The following is a 19,184-nucleotide window of genomic DNA, read 5'->3' on the forward strand; positions in this document are numbered from 1 at the left end:
CTACTCCCGTGCCCCGCCCGGCCGTTCGCCGTCCACGTCGCGCAGCAGCCGCGCCGTGAGCAGCGTCGAGAGCGCCGAGGTGTCCCCGCTCGACGCGCCGCCGCCCGTGCTCACCACGAGCGGCCGCGGCGCCTTCCCCGCGAGCGCCGCGCCCACTTCGAGCCTGCGGCGCGCCAACTCGTATTGCAGCACCGCCCTGTTGTCCCGGTACGCCTGCGCGAGGCGGCGCTGCGCCCGCGCCTCGTTCTCCGCCGCGATGAGCCCGCTGCGCCCGCCCGTCTCGATCTCGAACCGCACGCGCTGCGCGTTGGTCTCCTGCTCCTCGAGCAGCTGGGCGACCTCCTCGCGCGCCCTGTTGAGCGCGGCCCTGACCTCGACGATCCGCGCGTCGCGCACCTTCTTCGCCCGCTCGATGTCCATCTGGAGGCTGTCGATGCGGCGCTTCCTCGCCAGCGCCCACTCCTCCTCGTACGCCGCGCGCTCCTTCGCGATCCGCTCGCGAGTCGCCAGGTGCTGCTGGTACTGCGCGGGCAGCCGCACATCGGGGATGTTGCAGCCGGTGATCCGCACGCCGTAGTGCGAGAGTTGCCGGTTGAGCAGGTCCTGCATGTCGCCCACGTCGGAGCCGCGCAGGTCGTAGGCGCGCTCGGTCTGCACCTGGCGGGCGCGCTGACGGATCGCGTCCTGCACGGCGTTGGACAGCACCAGGTCGAAGTTGCCCGCGCCGATGGTCCGCACGAACAGCACCGCGTCCGTGATGCGGAACTTCAGGAAGAACTCGATCGACCGCAGCGGCACGTTCTCCCGCGTCGGGCACGCCATCACCGGTGCGGAGTAAGGGATTTCGGTCGCGGTGTCCACCACGAACTCCACGCGTGACCACGGGTGCCACAGATAGTGGCGGCCCGCCTCGAGCGTGCGCGCCACCGCGCCGTACCGCGTCAGGATGCCGTGCGTGCCCTGCTCGATCTCCACGATCGACGAGCGCCACCACCACAACACCCCGCCGAGCACGGCGAGAAGACCCGCGCCGTACGACAGCGCCGCGAGCGTCCCGTACGCCACGTCGCCCGCGCCGTCCGCGTCCTTCGCCGAGAGCAGCACGCCCGCGAGCATCGCCCAGACGCCGAACCACAGCGGCAGCAGCCACCACAGCCTGCGGCGGTGGCGCGGGATGATGACCGGGATCAACGTCCCGGCCTCGCCGCCCCGCAGGAGCTGGGCGACATCGCTCCAGGGCGCCACCGACTCCGAGATCACCGACCTGCGGTGGGTGCGCGGCGTGCTCATCGAACGTCCTCCGTCCCGCTGTTCGTCCCGCCGACCGTTCCGGCGTCCGTCCCGGCGGCCGTTCCGCCGTCCGTCGTCGGCACCGTCGGCCTTTCCGCCTCGAGCAGCGCCTCGATCTCCGCCTCGCGCCCGGCGATCCGCTCGCCGACCTCGGTCAGCCGGTCGCGCACCGCCGCCATGTCGGCCTCCGAGAACAGCTCGCCGCCGTGCTCGCCCACCAACTCCCGTGCCAGCCGCAGGAAGTCGACGCCCGCGTCGCCGTCCGCGCCGTCGCCGCCGATGCGCACCAGGCGCGGCAGGTGGTCCGCCACCCGCTCCAACGTGTCCAACACCTGCTGCTGGTACCGGTACTCCAGGATCTCCGGCGCCTCGGCCGCCGTCACCGCCCTGATGTCGAGCGCCTGCGCCTCGAGCAGCGCCGCGTTGGCCCGCGCCTCCGACTCGGCCTGCACATAACGCTGTTTGGCCAGCGCGCCCGCCCTGTTGGTCTCCCGCTCGACCGCCGTGTCCATCTGCGCCTGGTACTGCGCGATGTCCGCCTGGATCGCGGAGAGCGCCTCGTGGCGCGTCGCCAACTCCTTGGTCAGATCGCCCTCGTCCTGCTCCTTGCGCAGCTGGAGCGCGTACTCGTGCGTGTACGCCTCCTTCGCCACCCGCACCATCTCGGGCGCTGCCAGATGCATGCGGTAGGCGCGGTCGGACGGCTCGGCGTGCGTGATGTTGGCGTTGGTCAGCATCACGGCGGGCAGGAACTGCTGGTTGAGCTGCTCGATCAGCCGCCCGCTGTCCTCGCCGACCATGTTGTAGATCCCGGCCGCCTCCTGCTCGTAGATGAGGCTGCGGATCGTCTCGCTGACCGCGTTGTTCAGCTTCTCCTCGAACCCGCGCACCGCGCCGAGCGTGTAGACGAACTCCACCGGGTCACTGATGCGGAACTGGATGAACAGGTCGATCGACGCGTGCACCCCGCCCTTCGTCGGGGCCTCCCGCACCGGCGTGTTGACGGGGTACTCGCGCGTCGTGTTCACGATGTAGGACACGCGCTTCCACGGATTGAGCAGGATCACCCGGCCAGGGCCCACCACCTGCTCCAGCTTGCCGAACCGCGTGATCAACGCCTGGCAGCCGTCCGGCACCATCACCATGCCCTGCCGCCACCACACGAACGCCACGGCGAGCAGCGACAGCACCCAACTGTGCACCCCGAACAGGGGGTTGGTGGCCACGGACGAGCCGCTCGCCCCCACGGCCGCCGCGCCCACCAGCACCGCGACCAGCAGCGTCAGCACCGGCAGCATGCTCAGCAGCGAGCGCCCGCGCGGCAGCACCATCGGGCAGATCGCGTGCACCTGCCGCATCCCGTCGCGGCGCTGCTCGCTGCGGTTCAACGCCTCCCCCGCGTCGTCCAACGCGACCGTCTGCTGCGTCATGACCGTGTCGATGCCGTTGGCCTGCTCGCGCGCCGCGGGGAAGTCCGACGGATCCATGCCGCCGCCGGGGTCCGGCTCCACGCCCCCGCCGCCCGAGCCCTGGGCACCCTGGGTGCCCTGGGCGCCGAACTCGCCGAACCGCCCGCGCACTTCGCCCTCGACCGCCGACCGCGGATCCGCGCCTTCGGCCACCGCGCGGGCAACTCTCCGTACACTCTGCGTCGTTCGCGCCACGTTCCCCCCTCTGTGTCGTGCGTCTCATTCCACCTTCTGTGTGAACCGGGTGAAAAGGGGGTGTGGGTGATCGTTACGCGCTCAGTACCTTTGGCGGCGGCCCATGGCCGTCACCGAGCGTCGTCGGCCACCTGGCGCAGGGTCCGCCCGGTGCGGGCGGACCTCGCGCGGGCCGGATCAGGCGTCCCCTCGCCCGAGGCGCGCGCGTCGTCCCGCTTGACCAGCAGCCAGGCGCCCTTGCGGAACCGGGTGAGCGCGTAACCCCCGTGCAGCTTGCGGCCGTTGAGGTCGAACGAGAGGTGACCGCGCCCCAGGTCCTCGGCGACCGAGCGGTCGCCGTCGTGCCGGTACGTCCCCTCGTCCCAGATGATCACGGTCCCGGCGCCGTACTGGCCCTCGCCGATGACGCCCTCGAAGTCGCGGTACTCCAGCGGGTGGTCCTCGGTCGGCATCGCGAGCCGCTTGTCGTGCGGGTCGGTCGATGGCCCCTTGGGCACGGCCCACGACTTGAGCACGCCGTCGGCCTCGAGGCGGAAGTCGAAGTGCATGCTGCTGGCGTCGTGGAGCTGCACGACGAAACGCGGCTCCCCGCCACGCGGCTCCCGCCCGCCGCCCGGCTCGGCGGTGGCGTCGAAGTCCCGCTTGCTCCGGTACTCCGCGAGCGGGTCACGCTGGCGCTTGGTCACGTTTCCCATGCTGGCACCCCTGCGGGGGGCTCGCATCCGGAGCGGCGGCCCTCGCGGGCGCCCCGGCGGCCCGGCGGCTACGGAGGGTCCGGTGGTGTTCGCCGGTGGCCGCCCCGCCCCCACCCACCCTTTCCCTCCGTTATGACAAGCGCTTACGGTATGCACGGAGCGCGCCCCGGCCGGGTGTTCGCGAAGACCCCGGCCGGGGCCTGCGCGCGCGTGCGGGGCCGGTCGGGCGCCTTGTTAGCCTGCGGCATGCGCGTTGAGTTCAGGCTGCTCGGCCCCGTGGGCGCGCGGGTGGACGGGCGGCCGGTCGAGGTGGGGCCCGCCAGGCAGCGGTGGGTGCTGGCGGCGTTGCTCGCCGATGTGAACGCCGTGGTCGTCGCCGACCGGCTGGTGGACCGGGTGTGGGGCGAGGACGCGCCCCGGCAGGCCTCGGGAACGCTGCGCAGCCATGTCTCGCGCCTGCGGTCCGCGCTGGCCGAGGTGCCGGGCTGCGCGATCGGGCGGCGCGGCGGCGGCTATGTGCTGGAGACGGACGAACAGGCCGTGGACATACGGCGGTTCAGGGCGCTGCTCGCGCGGGCGCGGGCCGTGGCGGACGCCGGGGAGCGGGACGCGCTGTACCGGGAGGCGCTGGCGCTGTGGGAGGGCGAGGCGCTGGCGGGCCTCGACACGCCGTGGGCCATGGGCGTGCGGCACCGGCTGGCCACCGAGCGCCTGGTGGCGACGCTGGACCACCACGATCTGCTGCTCGAACGGGGCGAGCACGCCGCGCTGTTGCCCGAGGCCGAGGCCCTGGCCGCCGAGCACCCGCTGGACGAGCGGCTGGCCGGGCAGCTGATCCTCGCGCTGTACCGCGCCGGTCGACAGGCGGACGCGCTCGAGCGGTACGAGCGGCTACGGCGGCGGCTGGCCGAGGAGTTGGGCGCCGACCCGTCGCCCACGCTGCGCGCGCAGCACCGGGACATCCTGGGCGCCGCCGAGGCGCCCCCGCCCCCGCCCATTCCGGCCAGGCTGCCGCAGCCGCGCCAACTGCCCGCACCGCCCGGCTCGTTCAGCGGGCGGGAGCGCGAGCTCGCCGTGCTCGACGCCGCCGTGGCGGCCGGTGCCGTCGCGGCGATCGGCGGCTCGGGCGGCGTCGGCAAGAGCTGGCTGGCGCTGCACTGGGCGCACCGGAACCAACGCGCCTTCCCCGACGGGCAGTTGTATGTGAACCTCCGCGGCTTCGACCCGTCGGGGACGCCGCTGCCCTCGGGGGCCGCGGTGCGGACGTTCCTCGACGCCCTCGGGGTCGACCCCGCGGTCGTCCCCGCGGACCTGGACGCGCAGGCCGCGCTCTACCGGGGGCTCGTGGCCGACCGGCGGATGCTGGTCGTGCTGGACAACGCCAGGGACTCCGCGCAGGTGGAGCCGCTGCTGCCCGGGGGCTCGACGTGCGCGGTGCTGGTGACGAGCAGGCATCAGCTGGCCGGTCTCGTCACGGGGCACGGCGCGCGGCCCGTTCCGCTGGAGGTGCTCGAAGGGGACGCGGCGCTCCGGCTGTTGACCAGGCACCTGGCGGACCGGGGGATCGCGGTGGCGGGCCAGGAGGCGGCGCTGGCCGAACTCGTCGGCCGCTGCGCCGGGTTGCCGCTCGCGCTGGCCGTCGTGGCGGCGCGGGCGGCGATGCGGCCAGGGTTTCCGCTCTCGGTGCTCGCGGAGGAGCTGCGGGAGGACGCGACGCGGCTCGACGCGCTGGACGCGGGGGAGTCGGCGGCGAATCCGCGGGCGGTGTTCTCGTGGTCGTACGGCACGCTGAGCCCGGGCGCGGCGCGGCTGTTCCGGCTGCTCGCCCTGGCCCCTGGGCCCGACATCGGGCGGGCGGCGGCCGCCTCGCTCGCCGGGCTGCCGCCCGCCGAGGTGCGGGCGCCGCTGGCCGAGCTGGCCAGGGCGCACCTCATCTCCGAGCCCGTGCCGGGGCGTTGGACGTTCCACGACCTGCTGCGCGCCTACGCGGCCGAGCGCGCGCGTGAGGTGGATCCGCCGGGGGAGCGGGAGGCGGCGCTGCGGCGCGTTCTCGACCACTGTGTGCGCTCGGCGCACGCCGCGGCGCTGCGGTTCTATCCGCAGCGGCAGCCGATCGAGCCGGTGGCGCCCGCGCCCTGCACCACCCCTGTCGTGCCGGAGACGCACGAGGAGGCGACCGCCTGGCTCACCGCGGAGCACGCGGTGCTGATGGCGGCTGCCCGGCGCGCGGCCGAGGCGGGGCACGCGGCCCACGCGTGGCAACTGGCCTGGGCGCTGGGCGACTTCCTCGACCTCAAGGGCCACTGGCACGACCAGCGGGCCGTGCAGGAGGTGGCGCTCGCCGCCGCGGAACGGGCCGGGGACCGGCTTGGCGCGGCCCACGCCCACCAGGGGCTGGCCCGCGCGGCGGTGCGGCTCGGCCGGGACGAGGAGGCGCGGGGGCATCCGCTGCGCGCGCTGGCGCTCTACGAGGAGCTGGGCGACGAGATCGGGCAGGCCCGCACGCACCACATGCTGGGCTGGGTGCTCGAAAGGCAGGGGCGCACGCGGGAGTCGCTCGCGCACACCGAGCGCGGCCTGGCGCTGTTCCGGCGCACGGGCCAGCGTTCGGGAACGGCCTCGGCGCTCAACGGCGTGGGCTGGCTGCTGACGCTGCTCGGCGACCACGAGGGCGCGGTCGCGCACTGCGAGGAGGCGCTGCGGCTGCACGAGGAGCTGGGCAACGTCCATGGCCAGGCGGCCACTTCGGACAGCCTGGGCCTGGCGCACCACCATCTGGGCCGCCACGGCGAGGCCATCGCCTGGTACCGGAACGCGCTGCCGCTCTACCGCAGGGTCGGCGACCGCTACCGGGAGGGGGCCACGCTGCTCCAGGTCGGCGACAGCCAGCGGGCGGCCGGTGACCTGGCGGCGGCGCGCGCGTCGTGGCGGGCGGCGCTCGCGGTGCTCGACGAGCTGGGGCACGCGGACGCCGAGGGGGCGCGCGCGCGGCTGCGGGAGGATCACGCGCCGGGCTGAGGCGCGCGGCCGCTCAGGCATGGTGCCCGAGCGCGGCCGCTCAGGCATGGTGCCCGAGCGCGGTGAGCAGCCCGGTGGACTGGGCGCGCAGCACGGCGGAGAGCCGGTCGGGGACGTCGAGCTTGCGGTAGATGTTCTGGATGTGCTTGTGCACCGTGCGGTGGGAGATGCCCAGGCGGCGGCCTATGGCGGTGGCGGGCAGCGAGTCGGCGAGCAGCGTCAGCACGGCCAGCTCGCGCGGGGTGAGCCCGGCGTCCTTCGCGGCGTGGGAGGCCGCGCGCAGGGGCGCGTTGTCGTGCGCGTGCGCGGAGCACGCGCCCCGCGCGGGGCAGTCGGCCCGCGCCGGACACTCGACCCGCGCGCGCCAGCGCGCCAGGTGGCGCCGGTGCGCGTCGATGGCCGCGAGGAGCGACTGCACCCGGCGCGCGTAGGCGCGTTCCCGCTCCGCGAAGTCGTCCCGCTCGTGGTAGACGATGAACCCCCGCGCCACGCCAGGCGGTCCTGGCAGCGGCACGGCCAGGATGTGCTCGGCCCCGAACGCCTCGCGCGTCACGCCGTGCGTGCGGCTGCCGAGCCATCGCTTCCCGCCCATCAGGTCGGCTGCGGTGCGCGGCACGGTGTCAAGCTGGGTGCAGTAGTGGCGCAGGAACGGGTGCCCCGCCTCGATCATGCGCCCCGAGATCCCGTCCATGCGCGCCCTGGTCAGCGCGGGCCCCGGCGTCCACGCCCGCGCGGTGCCCTCCTGCCGTATCCAACTGGCCTCGGTCATCACCACGGTGGGCGCGTGCAGCCCGCGGCTCAGCTCGGCGAGCAGCGGCTGCCAGCTCGGCTCGGTGTCGTCGCCGCGCAGGACGGCGGCGGCCAGGTCGAGCATGTTCTCGTAGTCGCGTGCGGCGAGGCGGTGCATGGCTGAACTCTCCCGGTTTCTCCCGGCGTGCGGCTGCCGAGCCTGGCGCACGGGCGTTGCGGAAGCGCTGTGGAAACGTTGGCCCGCTGTTCGTCGGCTGTTCCGGTGTCGGGTCCCCTCGGGCCCCTGGGGCCCGGACGATACTGCCGCCCGTGAAAGGCCCGTGAAAGGCCCGTCGAACGATCGGAACGGTGGAGGTTCGTCATGGCGGAGCAGCGGAATCCCGGCAGGCGCGCGGTCCTGCGGGGCGGTGCGGCCCTGGTCGGAACAGGTCTCGTGGTGGGCGCGCCGCCCGCGTTCGCCCGGTCGGGGCGGCCCGCGGCGCGGTGGGGCACGCAGGTCGGGGACGTCACCGACAGCTCGGGCCTCGTATGGGTGCGGTCGGACCGCCCCGCGCGGATGATCGTGGAGACGTCGCCCACCGAGTCGTATCGGAACGCGACGCGCTGGCGCGGCCCGCTGCTCGGCGAGGGCACCGACTTCACGGGCACGGTGCCGCTGCGCGGCCTGCCCGCGGGCGAGCAGATCCACTACCGGGTGCTGCTCGCCGACCCGGACGACCCGCGGCGCGCGGGCGAGCCGGTGACCGGGACGTTCCGCACGGCGCCCGACCGGCGGCGCGACGACGTGCGGTTCGTGTGGTCGGGCGACCTCGCGGGCCAGGGCTGGGGCATCAACCCCGAGATCGGCGGCTTCCTGGCGTTCGACGACATGCGCCGCCGCGACCCCGACTTCTTCCTCTTCAGCGGCGACACGATCTACGCCGACGGACCCCTCGCCGCGAGCGTCGCGCTGCCCGACGGGCGGACCTACCGGAACGTCACCGTCCCCGAGAAGGACAAGGTCGCCGAGACCCTCGCCGAGTACCGCGGCAACTTCCGCTACAACCTGCTCGACGAGAACCTGCGCCGCTTCAACGCCCAGGTGCCGTCCATCGTGCAGTGGGACGACCACGAGGTCACCAACAACTGGTACCCCGGCGAGATCCTGGCCGACGACCGCTACACCGAGACATCGGTCGACGTGCTCGCCCGGCGCGCGCGGCAGGCGTTCGGCGAGTACTTCCCCATCTCCACGCTCCAGCGCGCCGGGGGGCGCGGGCGCACCGAGGGGCGCGTGCACCGGGTCGTGCGCTACGGGCCGCTGCTCGACGTCTTCGTGCTCGACATGCGGACGTTCCGCAACGCCAACTCCCCAGGCCGCCAGACCGACGACCCGGAGGGCATCCTCGGCCGTGAGCAGCTGGAGTGGCTCAAGGACGAGCTGCGCCGCAGCCGCGCGGTGTGGAAGGTCATCGCCGCGGACATGCCCATCGGCCTGGTGGTGCCCGACGGCGCGGCCGACATCGAGGCCATCGCCAACGCCGACCCTGGCGCGCCGCTCGGCCGCGAGCTCCAGATCGCGGAGCTGCTGCGGTTCATCAAGCACCGGCGGATCACCGGCACGGTGTGGCTGACCGCGGACGTCCACTACACGTCGGCGCAGCACTACCAGCCCGAGCGGGCGGCGTTCACGGACTTCGCGCCGTTCTGGGAGTTCGTCAGCGGGCCGCTCAACGCGGGCGCGTTCCCGGCCAACGCGCTGGACGCGACGTTCGGGCCCGAGCGGGTCTTCGTGAAGGCGCCCGAGGCGTCCAACGTGTCGCCCGCCGAGGGCTACCAGTTCTTCGGCGAGGTCGACATCGACGGCGGCAGCGGCGAGATGACGGTGAGCCTGCGCGAGGTGGGCGGGCGCGTGCTGTTCAGCAGGACGCTTCAGCCGGGGCGCGTGGGGCAGTAGCGCGCCGGGGGCGTGCGCCTAATGGGGGCGGGCGCCGTTCACACCACCTTGCGCCGCACCAGCGCGCCGAGCACCAGGGCGCCAGGCAGGAGCGGCAGCCACACCGTGATCACGCGGTAGGCGAGCACGGTGGAGGTGGCGGCGCCCACCGCGGCCCCGACGGCGACAAGCGCGATGACGAGCGACGCGTCCACCGAGCCGATCCCGCCGGGCGAAGGGACCGCGGCCGCGACCACCGTGGCCGCCATGTAGGCGAGCGCGAGGTGCCCCACCGGCACCCCGAGGTCCATCGAGAACGCCACCGCCACGAGCCCCGCCGCCTGGAGCAAGGGGAACGCCAGCGAGCCGCCCCACAGCGCGAGCACGCGGCTCGGCCTGGCGTGCAGCGAGCGGATGTCGGTGAGCGCGGTGCGCAGGAAGCCGCCGACCAGGCGCCGAAGGCGCGCCACCGCGAGCACGGTCACCACCGCGGCCACCAGCAGCGCGAGGGCGAAGGCGCCGATCAGCGGCAGCCCGATCCGCTCGGGCAGCAGCGTCTCGAGGCGCAGCGCCTCGGGGAAGATCAACAGCAGCGCCAGCAGCAGCGAGCCCCTGGCGACGCCCTCGGCCAGGAAGTAGAGCGCCAGCGCGGCGGAGTAACGGGCGGGCGGCAGGCCGCACCTGGCCATGAAGCGGATGTTGACCGCGCCCGCGCCGATGCCCGAGGGCAGCAGGTGGTTGGCCGCGCCCGCCGCGAACTGCGTGACCACGAGCCGCTTCGCGGGCAGCCGCTCGAGCACGGTGCCCTGCCGCGCGAACGACACGGCGACCCAGCCGAGCAGCGTCGTGCCCACGGCGGCGAGCAGCCATGCGCCGTCGGCCGCGAGCACCTCGTCGAAGCCGCCGCCGATGACCGACCAGTGCCGCGTCACCCAGACCGCGACGGCGGCGATCGGCAGCACGCAGAAGATCTGCCGCCAGGGGAGCCGTCGCATGGCAGCAGGATGAGGGGCCGGGGGAACGCCCCGGCGTCCCCGGGAGGGCGGCCCCGCGACGGCAGGGTTGCGCCCGGGTGGCGGGCCGCCATCACGCCGCGCGTCGCGCCCCCCGTCGCGCCCCCGCCTCGCCGCCCCCGTCGCGCCCCCGCCTCGCCGCCGCCGACGCGCCCCGCGGGCCGACTCGGCCGATCATGGCGGCATGGCACGTTCCCCCGCGGAGGACCGGCGGCGGCCCGGCGAGCTGATCACCCGCTCGCGGGCCGGGCGGCGCGTGCTGCTGTGCGCCGTGCTCGGCTCGGGCATGGCCCAGCTCGACGGCACGATCGTCACGGTCGCGCTGCCGCGCATCGGCCGGGACTTCGACGTGCCGATCGCCGACCTCCAGTGGATCCTCAACTCCTACATGCTCACCCTCGCCGGGCTGATCCTCCTCGGCGGCGGCCTCGGCGACCGCTACGGCCGCCGCCGGATCTTCGTGCTCGGCGTCGTGGCGTTCACCGTCGCGTCCGTGCTGTGCGGGATCGCCCCGGACGGGAACGCCCTCATCGCCGCCCGCGCGCTCCAGGGCGTGGGCGGGGCGCTGCTCACGCCGGGGTCGCTCGCGCTGATCCAGTCGACGTTCCACCCGGACGAGCGCGCCAAGGCCGTCGGGCTGTGGTCGGGGCTCGGCGGGGTGGCCATCGCGTTCGGGCCGATGCTCGGCGGCTGGCTCGTCGACGGTCCTGGCTGGCGGTGGATCTTCTTCATCAACGTGCCCGTCGCGGTCGCCGTGCTGTGGCTGGCCAGGGGCGTTCCCGAGTCGCGCGACTGGAAGGCGTCGGGCCGCTTCGACGTGCTCGGCGCGGTGCTCGCGGCGCTGGCGCTCGGCGGGCTGACCTACTCCCTCATCAACGCGCCCGCGCTCTGGGCGCTGGGGGCCGGCCTCGTGCTCGGCGCGCTGTTCGTGTGGCGCGAACGGCGCACGCCGCGGCCCATGCTGCCGCTGGGGATCTTCCGCTCGCGGCTCTTCACCGCGACCAACCTGGTGACGCTGTGCCTCTACGCCGCGATCGGCGGCGTGTTCTTCCTGCTGCCCACCCAGCTCCAGAACGGCCTCGGCTACGACGCCCTGCGCGCGGGCGCCGCCTCGCTGCCCGTGACGCTGCTGATGACGGCGCTCTCGGGACCCGCGGGCGCGCTGGCGCAGCGGATCGGGCCACGGCTGCCCATGACGCTGGGCCCGCTGATCGCCGCCGTGGGCCTGGTCCTGCTGCACCGTGTGCACCCGGGTGGCTCGTACTGGACCGATGTCTTTCCCGCGGTGACCATCCAGGGGCTTGGGATGAGCCTTTTTGTCGCCCCGCTGACCGCGACGGTGCTGGCCTCGGTCGAGACCCGGCGCGCCGGGGTGGCCAGTGGCGTGAACAACGCGGCCGCGCGCGTCGCCCAGTTGATCGCCGTGGCCGCCCTGCCGCTGCTGATCGGCCTCTCGACCGACCAGTACCGCGACGCGACGGCCGTGGACGCGGCGTTCGGCAAGGCCGTGCTGATCTGCGCGGGGCTGCTGCTGGTCGGCGCGCTGCTCTCGGCGCTCACCATGCCGGGGCGCCTCGAGCAGGAGGGCACGCACCGGCCCGAGCGGGCCCACCACTGCGCGGTGGACGCCCCCCCGCTGGAGCGCGGCAGGAACGGCGGCGATAGTTGAGCCATGACCACGTCACCCGCTCGGCGGTCCGTGGCCGCGGAGGTCACGCCGACGCGCCCACCCGCACCAGGGAGGCTGTGGTCACGGGAGTTCGGGCTGTTCTTCACGGCGCGGGCGGTGGCCAAGCTCGGCGACATGATGCTGCCGATCGCGCTGGCCGCGGGCCTGGTGCGGCACGGCGGCGGCGCGGCCGCGGTGGGCGCGGCGATGGCGTCGTTCACCGGCTGCTTCGCGGCCCTCGTCGTCTTCGGCGGCGTCATCGCCGACCGCTTCCAGGCGCGCGCCCTGATGATCGGCGCGGACGCGGTGCGGGTGCTGACGCAGGCGCTCATGGCGGGCCTCTTCCTCGCGGGCCATGTGGTCCTGTGGCAGGTGTGCGCCATCGGCGCGGTCAACGGCGTGTGCGCGGCGATGTTCCAGCCTGGCGTGGCGAGCACGGTGCCGCGCGTGGCGGCCGACGTGCAGGGCGCCAACGGCGCGATCCGCACGGCCGAGTCCTGCATGGCCATCCTGGGGCCCGCGGTGGCCGGGGTGCTCGTCGGCGTCACGTCCGCGGGCGGCGTCTTCGTGGCCCACGCGGGGACGTACCTGGTCAGCGGCGTGTGCCTGCTGCTGATGCGCTCGCGCGAGACGCGCCGCCCTGGCCGCTCGGCGGTGCCGTTCCGCGCGGATCTGGCGGAGGGCTGGCGGGAGTTCACGGCGAGGCCGTGGATGTGGGGCGTGATCGTCATCTGGATGGTGATGATGGTCGGCGCGTGGGGTCCCTCGGTCCCGCTGGCCGCCACGGAGATCATCGACGCGTTCGGCGAGGGCGCCTACGGCCTGGTCAACTCGGCCCTCGGCGTCGGCATGGCCGTCGGCGGCCTGCTCGCGATGCGGATCCGCCCGCGCCACCCGCTGCGCGCGGGCGCGATCGCGCTGTTCGGCTTCTTCCTCCAGCCCGCCACGGTCGGCGCGAACCTCGGCGTCGCGTGGATCACGGCGGGCTTCGTGGTGGCGGGCGCGGCGATGGCGTTCTGGGGCGTGATGTGGGCGACGAGCATCCAGACCCAGGTCCCCGGCCAGGTCCTCAACCGCATCCACGCGTACGAGGTGGCTGGCTCGATCGTGATGATGCCGGTCGGCCAGGCCCTGGCGGGCCCCGCGGCAGCCGTGTGGGGCGCGGACGAGGTCCTCCTCGCGGGCGGCGCGATATCGCTCGCGTCGTGCGCCGCCCTCCTGGCGGTGCCGCCGATCAGGAACCTGGCCCGCGGATAGCCCGCCGCGCCGCCCCACGCGCGAGGACGGTCACCGGGACTGCCGGGGCCCACGTCTACTCATCCATGGGATGTTAGTAGTTGGACTGGTAGATCCAGTAGTTCGCCCTCGGCCTACGGGTATCTACTAGTACGCGCAGTGGTAGTAGTTCCACTGGGAGATCTAGTAGTTGTGAGGTCTTGCGCAGGCTCAAGGACCGGTGATCGGCCGCGGTCAGAGCCGACCCGGCCACGCGACGTCACTCGATGCCACGCCCGGCGCTATGCCGCCGTTCGGGGCAGCTCCCGTGGTGGGGCGTCGAGGGGGTTCGCGCCCGCCTCGGTCAGCAGGCGGGCCACCGTTGCCGCGTCGGCGCCGTGGACGGCGAGGTGGTGGCAGGACAGCTCCGGGTGGTTCACCTCGTGCAGCGCCGTGCGGCCGTCGGGTGTGGTCCATATCTCCTCGAACCACTCCTCGCCCAGGCGCCCGACGACGCTGATGAGCCAGTCGTGGTCCACGGTGAAGCCGTGGACGAACCCGTCGTCCTCGGGGGCGCGCAGCCAGGTCACCGGGCGCGGCACCGCGCGCCCCTGGACGCCGGGGCGTAGCGTGACCCAGCCCTCCTCGCCGTCCACCGGCTCGGCCGGGCGCAGCACCTCCTCGAGATCCGCCTCGGGCGGGCCGGTCACCACCATGGGGTCGTGGGCGAGCTCCGCCGCGACGGCCGCCGCGTTCCTGGCGGCCTCCCGCACCTCGCGCCCGAGGCCGCGGCGCGCCCTGCGCAGCAGCGCCGCCGTCCCGGGCTCGGGCTCGGCGCCGCCGACCGCCATCACCAGGGCGACCAGGCCGGGGTCGGCGCCCTCGGGGAGCGACGCCTCGACCTGGGCGCGCAGGGCCCGTTCGGTCCACACCGTGCCGAGCGCCGCCGCGAGCGCGTCCCGGACGGCCGCCGCGCGCTCCGCCGAATCGGCCCGCACCAGCAGGGCCTTGACGCCGGTGTCGGGGTCCGACGTCTCGATCAGCAGCGCGGTCCCGCAGGCGTACACGTCGGCGACAGGACCGCCGCCGAAGCCGCCGTTGCCGATGAACAGGAAGGTCAGGCCGGTCTCGGCGGTGAGCGCGGCGAGCAGCGCCTCGTCCACCGTGTCCTCGGTGCGTACGACGAGAGCGCAACGGAACGGTCCGCCTCGGGCAAGGGTGATCACAGCCGTACACAGTAGGGTCCTGCGCATGGACTGGCATGCGTGGCACGGGGATTACGACGATGCCGACTCGTATCTCGCGCGGCGGCTCCGGATCGTCCGCGAGTGGATCGCGCTCACGCTGGACGTGGCGCCGCCCGGCCGGTTGCGCGTGGTGAGCCTGTGCGCCGGGCAGGGGCGCGACCTGCTCGGGGTGCTGCCCGACCACCCGCGGGGCAGCGATGTCACGGCGCGGCTCGTGGAGTTGGACCCGCGCAACGTCGGGGAGGCGCGGCGCGGCGTCGCCGAGGCCGGGCTCGGCGAGCACGTCGAGGTCGTGGCGGGCGACGCGGCGCTGACCGACCGTTACGCGGGGATGGTCCCGGCGGATCTGGTGCTGGCCTGCGGGATCTTCGGCAACGTGACGGACGCGGACGTCGAGCGCGCCATCGGGTTCCTCCCGCAGCTGTGCGCGCGCGGCGGCTCGGTGATCTGGACGCGGCACCGCAGGGAGCCGGATCTGGTGCCGCGGGTGTGCCGTTGGTTCGAGGAGCGCGGCTTCGAACGCGTCTGGCTGACCGAGCCGGAGCGGGGCTTCGGGGTCGGCGTCCACCGTTTCACGGGCGAGCCGGAGGAGCTGGCGGCCGGGGCGCGGATGTTCACGTTCCTGACATGACCGGGTAGCCCTGCGTCCGCGTCAGCGGACAGGGGTGATCAGGAACGGTCGCGTTCGGGGAGCAGGCGATCACGTCCAGGGTCAGAAAGCCGGTGCCGCGCAGATACCAGCCCGCGTGCACGTCACGGCCGCGCGCGAGGGCGTCGGCGGCCGCGGCGGCCCTCGGCTCCGCCGTCGCGCGGTCGTGATCGACGGCGAACGCCGGCGCCGCGCGCGCCATCTCGCGGCGGAACCAGGCGGCGGCCCCCGGCGCGTCCTGGCAGGTGCGGGTGATCGACGTGGCCGGGCGCAGCAGCCAGTCGGCGAGGCGCATGGGCGTGCAGCGATTGGTGAGGAACTCCGGGGTGCCGGGGCGCCGTGCCGACTCCTGGTCGAACACGCGCCGCTCGCCCTGCCAGTGGTAGGCGTGGAAGTGGGCTGGCCTCATGGCTGAGGCTTCGTCGCCCGCGGGGCGCGCCTGAAGACCCAGGTCGGTGAAGCCCCTGACCGGCTACTCGGGCAGGTCTGCCGCGTCCAGCTTGGCGGTCAGGCGGTGCAGGCGCTCGCGCAGGTCGGTGACCTCGGCCAGGGTCAGCCCCGTCGCCTCGGCGATGCGCCCCGGCACCTCCGCGGCCCCGGCGCGCAGCGCGCACCCCTCGTCGGTGAGCCGCACCGTGACCGAGCGCTCGTCCTCCGCGCTGCGCTCGCGGCGGATCAGCCCGGCCGCCTCGAGCCGCTTGAGCAGTGGCGACACCGTGCCGGTGTCCAGGCGCAGCTGCTCGCCGATCCGCTTGACCGGCACGTCGTCGCGCTCCCACAGCACCAGCATCACCAGGTACTGCGGGTAGGTGAGCCCGAGGTCCCTGAGCACCGAGCGGTAGACGCTCCCGAACGCGCGCGAGGCGGAGTGCAGCGCGAAGCAGACCATGTCGTCGAGGACGAACGGCTCGGGCGACGTCAGGGTCGGTGAGAGGGCGGGGGAGAGGGCGGGAGAAGGGACGGGGGAGGGGCTGGCCGGGCTCATGGCCCCAGGGTAGCTCAGTGCCGGGCAACTAAGTTGTGCACAACTAAGTTGTGTGCTCTAATTCTGGTCGAAGGCGCCGGGCGGACGACCGCCGGGCGACCGCACGCGAACGAGAGGGAACGATCCGCGATGGACGCGTTGTACACCGCTGTGGCCACGGCGAACGGGCGCGACGGCCGCGCCGTCAGCTCCGACGGGCAGCTCGACCTGAGCCTCGCGCTGCCCCCGGCGCTCGGCGGCGACGGCAAGGGCACCAACCCCGAGCAGCTGTTCGCGGCCGGGTACGCCGCCTGCTTCTCCAGCGCGCTTGCGGGCGTCGGCAGGCAGGAGAAGGTCGACACGAGCGAGGTCTCGATAACCGCCGAGGTCGGCATCGGCAAGGACGACTCCGGCTTCTCGCTCCAGGTGACCCTGCGCGCCGAGCTGCCCGACGAGCTGGCGGGCGAGACCGGGCGGCGCCTGCTCGAGCTGGCGCACGCGGTGTGCCCCTACTCCCGTGCCACACGCGGCAACGTCCCGGTGACCCTCGTGGTGGAGTGAGCCGACCCGTTGGGCATGGTGGGGGTATGCGCGACGCGGCGGAACAACTGAAACGAGCGGTACGAGTGGAACGAGTGGGGTGGCGGCTTGCCGGGATCTGCCTGGCGGTGGCGGCGGCGGGGGCGTTGACGGGCGGGTGCCAGTCGGAGGGCGCGGACTCCTCCGACAGCGCGCCGCCCTCGGGGAGCCCCTCGGAGGGCGGGGACCCCTCCGAGGGCGCGGACGGCTCGTCGTCCCCGCCCTCGCCCGAGGGGCTGCCCGCCCCCGACGATGCCCGGGAGCTGCTCGACGGCCTGACGGTCGCCGAGCAGCGTTCCATGACCGGGTACTCGCGGGACCGCTTCCCGCACTGGACCAGCGAGGACGGCTGCACGGTCCGTCAGCGGGTGCTGCTCCGCGACGGCGAGGACGTGGTGACGGACGACGACTGCCAGCCGACCTCGGGATCCTGGTACAGCGCCTACGACGGCGAGACGTACACCGACGCGGGGGACGTGGACATCGACCACATCGTCCCGCTGGCCAACGCCTGGCGCTCGGGCGCCGACGAGTGGACGGACGAGCGGCGCGAGGCGTTCGCGAACGACCTCGAGGGGCCACAGCTGCTCGCGGTCGGCGACCGCGTCAACCAGTCCAAGGGTGACCAGTCACCGGACCAGTGGCTCCCGCCCGTCGAGGCGTACGGCTGCGACTACGCGCGGGCCTGGATCGCGGTGAAGGCGGCCTACGAGTTGAACGTCACCGAACCCGAACAGCGGGAGCTGGGCGCGCTGTTGGACACGTGCGGTGGTGCATGATCCTGGCGTGGACGATTTCGACATGGGCTGGCGGATGACCTTCGAGGCCCGGCGCAGCGGCGAACGGGGCTGGTACGTCGTGGACCCGGTCGGCAGCCTGGTGCACGTCCCCGGCGATGACGGCCACCCGCGCGCGGCGTTCTTCGGCGAGGACCGCGCGGCGGCGGAGGGCCTGGCGGCGCGCCTCAACGCGCAGCCCGACGAGCACATGTAGCGCGCCGCGGGCCACCAACGGGTGAACGCCCGCGTGTCGACGCACAGTGGCGCGCCCCCGCGTGGGGCGCGCCACGACGGCGCGCGGAGACCCGGGTCGCGCCCCGCCGGGGGCGCGACCGCGGAAGGACGCGGCTAGCGCGCGAACGTGCTGTCGCAGTCCATGCACTGCCAGCGGCGGGGCATGCCGGTGCTGGTCACGTTGATGCTGCCGCAGCTCGGGCACTTCATCTGGTCTCCTTCGTGGATACCCCGGCCTTCAGGCCGGGGAGGAAACGAGGCTCCTGCGGAGCAGGGCGGGGAAGGCGAATCGCCGCCAGGGCGATTCGGCGTCTACGGTCACCGATCGACACCTGGTGTACAACAAGGCGCTGGAGGAACGTACCCGGGCCTGGTACGGCGAGCAGCGGCGCGCCTCCTACACGCAGTCGTCCGCCGCGCTGACGGAGTGGAAGAAGACCGAGAGACTGGCGTTCCTGACGGAGGTGTCCTCCGTCCCGTTCCAGCAGGCGTTGCGTCACCTTCAGACGGCGTTCGCCAGCTTCTTCGCCAGGCGGGCCGGGTACCCGCGTTACAAGTCGCGGAAGAGGTCGAGGGCGTCGGCCGAGTACACCCGGAGCGCCTTCGCATGGCGTGAGAGGGAGTTGACGCTGGCGAAGATGAGCGGGCCCCTGGACATCCGCTGGTCGCGTCCCCTGCCCCAGGGGGCGGAGCCGTCCACCGTGACCGTGTCCCGCGACGCGGCGGGCCGCTGGTTCGTCTCCCTGCTGTGCGAGGACACCCCCGCCCCGGTCCCGGCGACCGCGAACACGGTCGGCATCGACGCGGGCATCACCTCCCTGGTGACCCTGTCCACCGGCGAGAAGATCACCAACCCCCGGCACGAGCGGCGTGACCGCGCCCGCCTGGCCCGCGCGCAGCGGGAGTTGTCCCGTAAGGCGAAGGGCTCGAACAACCGCGAGGCCGTCCGCAACCTGCTCAAGAACGGCCGTCTCGCGCGCGCCATCTCCGACGCGTCGTGGACGGAACTTCGCTCCATGCTGGAGTACAAGTGCGCCTGGTACGGGCGTGACCTCGTGGTGATCGACCGATGGTTCCCCAGCTCCAGGCTGTGCGGGGCCTGCGGCACGGTCCGCGGGAAACTGCCGCTGAACGTCCGGACGTGGACGTGTGACTGCGGCGCGGTGCACACCATCCTGGCCGCCGGGCTGGCGGCAGCAGCCTGTGGAGACGGTGTAAGACCTCAACGGGAGTCCTCCCGGACAAGGCAGTCGTCGATGAAACAGGAATCCCAGCGGGCGACCGCTGGAATCCCCCGCCTTCAAGCGGGGGAGGAATTCAAGTCCTCGGTCCTCCGTTCACACGTTCACAGCAAGCCGCCGATGCTGCGGCGGTTGGCCTGGCGCACCTTCTCGCGGAGCAGGTCGCTCGCGTTCACCGGGCGCACGTCGACCGGCTCCGCGTCCCATTCCGCTCCGCCCCTCATGGGCCTGAGCCGGTAGGTGGCGCCCTTGTGCGCCACGA

The 19,184-nt window shown here is 73.9% G+C and carries 16 protein-coding genes and 1 pseudogene; 9 read left to right on the forward strand and 8 right to left on the reverse strand.

Features of this window, described 5'->3' with window-relative positions; translation table 11 throughout:
* The 3 genes from D7318_RS15350 to D7318_RS15360 form a co-directional block, all read right to left on the reverse strand.
* Complete coding sequence (locus tag D7318_RS15350; protein ID WP_120697666.1) at positions 1-1,290, reverse strand: SPFH domain-containing protein; 1,290 nt, start codon at positions 1,288-1,290, stop codon at positions 1-3.
* The gene (locus D7318_RS15355) at positions 1,287-2,954 is read right to left on the reverse strand and encodes an SPFH domain-containing protein (protein WP_120697667.1); all 1,668 of its coding nucleotides are present in this window, start codon (positions 2,952-2,954) and stop codon (positions 1,287-1,289) included. Before D7318_RS15355 ends, D7318_RS15350 begins: the two co-directional genes overlap by 4 nt.
* A gap of 110 nt (positions 2,955-3,064) precedes the next feature.
* Entirely contained in the window at positions 3,065-3,649 is a 585-nt protein-coding gene (locus D7318_RS15360; RefSeq protein WP_120697668.1) for a DNA polymerase ligase N-terminal domain-containing protein, read from the reverse strand.
* A gap of 246 nt (positions 3,650-3,895) precedes the next feature.
* Here D7318_RS15360 and D7318_RS15365 point away from each other — a divergent pair, with 246 nt between their 5' ends.
* Positions 3,896-6,667 carry an AfsR/SARP family transcriptional regulator gene (locus tag D7318_RS15365; protein ID WP_120697669.1) on the forward strand — a complete coding sequence of 924 codons (2,772 nt, stop codon included), beginning with the start codon at positions 3,896-3,898 and terminating at the stop codon, positions 6,665-6,667.
* A 40-nt stretch (positions 6,668-6,707) separates the two neighbouring features.
* On the opposite strand, the gene D7318_RS15370 is transcribed toward D7318_RS15365, so the two are convergent.
* The gene (locus D7318_RS15370; RefSeq protein WP_120697670.1) at positions 6,708-7,574 is read right to left on the reverse strand and encodes a helix-turn-helix transcriptional regulator; all 867 of its coding nucleotides are present in this window, start codon (positions 7,572-7,574) and stop codon (positions 6,708-6,710) included.
* 204 nt (positions 7,575-7,778) lie between these two features.
* Here D7318_RS15370 and D7318_RS15375 point away from each other — a divergent pair, with 204 nt between their 5' ends.
* Positions 7,779-9,353 (forward strand): alkaline phosphatase D family protein, encoded by a 1,575-nt coding sequence (locus D7318_RS15375; RefSeq protein WP_120697671.1) that lies wholly within the window; start codon positions 7,779-7,781, stop codon positions 9,351-9,353.
* 38 nt (positions 9,354-9,391) lie between these two features.
* On the opposite strand, the gene D7318_RS15380 is transcribed toward D7318_RS15375, so the two are convergent.
* The gene (locus tag D7318_RS15380) at positions 9,392-10,327 is read right to left on the reverse strand and encodes a lysylphosphatidylglycerol synthase transmembrane domain-containing protein (RefSeq protein ID WP_120697672.1); all 936 of its coding nucleotides are present in this window, start codon (positions 10,325-10,327) and stop codon (positions 9,392-9,394) included.
* Between the two features lie 202 nt (positions 10,328-10,529).
* Between D7318_RS15380 and D7318_RS15385 the strand changes: the two genes are divergently transcribed.
* Positions 10,530-12,014: an MFS transporter gene (locus D7318_RS15385; RefSeq protein ID WP_120697673.1), complete on the forward strand. Its 1,485-nt coding sequence runs from the start codon at positions 10,530-10,532 to the stop codon at positions 12,012-12,014.
* A gap of 3 nt (positions 12,015-12,017) precedes the next feature.
* Positions 12,018-13,271, forward strand: coding sequence for an MFS transporter (locus tag D7318_RS15390; protein ID WP_120697674.1), 1,254 nt, complete (start codon positions 12,018-12,020; stop codon positions 13,269-13,271).
* 260 nt (positions 13,272-13,531) lie between these two features.
* On the opposite strand, the gene D7318_RS15395 is transcribed toward D7318_RS15390, so the two are convergent.
* Positions 13,532-14,392: a hypothetical protein gene (locus D7318_RS15395; protein WP_120697675.1), complete on the reverse strand. Its 861-nt coding sequence runs from the start codon at positions 14,390-14,392 to the stop codon at positions 13,532-13,534.
* A gap of 88 nt (positions 14,393-14,480) precedes the next feature.
* Here D7318_RS15395 and D7318_RS15400 point away from each other — a divergent pair, with 88 nt between their 5' ends.
* Positions 14,481-15,107: a class I SAM-dependent methyltransferase family protein gene (locus tag D7318_RS15400; protein WP_183091430.1), complete on the forward strand. Its 627-nt coding sequence runs from the start codon at positions 14,481-14,483 to the stop codon at positions 15,105-15,107.
* Here the strand turns inward: D7318_RS15400 and D7318_RS15405 are convergent.
* Both D7318_RS15405 and D7318_RS15410 read right to left on the reverse strand, forming a co-directional pair.
* On the reverse strand, positions 15,091-15,534 hold the full coding sequence (locus D7318_RS15405; protein WP_120697676.1) for a hypothetical protein: 444 nt from the start codon (positions 15,532-15,534) through the stop codon (positions 15,091-15,093). The genes D7318_RS15400 and D7318_RS15405 overlap by 17 nt on opposite strands.
* A 63-nt stretch (positions 15,535-15,597) precedes the next feature.
* Positions 15,598-16,110, reverse strand: a complete 513-nt coding sequence (locus D7318_RS15410; RefSeq protein ID WP_120697677.1) for a MarR family winged helix-turn-helix transcriptional regulator — start codon at positions 16,108-16,110, stop codon at positions 15,598-15,600.
* Between the two features lie 129 nt (positions 16,111-16,239).
* Between D7318_RS15410 and D7318_RS15415 the strand changes: the two genes are divergently transcribed.
* The 4 genes and pseudogenes from D7318_RS15415 to D7318_RS15430 form a co-directional block, all read left to right on the forward strand.
* On the forward strand, positions 16,240-16,650 hold the full coding sequence (locus D7318_RS15415) for an organic hydroperoxide resistance protein (protein ID WP_120697678.1): 411 nt from the start codon (positions 16,240-16,242) through the stop codon (positions 16,648-16,650).
* 65 nt (positions 16,651-16,715) lie between these two features.
* A complete protein-coding gene (locus tag D7318_RS15420; RefSeq protein ID WP_230423765.1) occupies positions 16,716-17,447 on the forward strand; it encodes an HNH endonuclease family protein in 732 nt (243 codons plus the stop codon).
* A 7-nt stretch (positions 17,448-17,454) separates the two neighbouring features.
* Complete coding sequence (locus D7318_RS15425) at positions 17,455-17,661, forward strand: hypothetical protein (protein ID WP_120697680.1); 207 nt, start codon at positions 17,455-17,457, stop codon at positions 17,659-17,661.
* Between the two features lie 352 nt (positions 17,662-18,013).
* A pseudogene (locus D7318_RS15430) lies at positions 18,014-18,982 on the forward strand (RNA-guided endonuclease InsQ/TnpB family protein); the annotation flags it as partial.
* Positions 18,983-19,184 lie beyond the last annotated feature (202 nt).

It is taken from the genome of Streptomyces radicis (genome assembly GCF_003626575.1).
In the GTDB taxonomy this organism is placed as follows: Bacteria; Actinomycetota; Actinomycetes; order Streptomycetales; family Streptomycetaceae; genus Streptomyces; species Streptomyces radicis.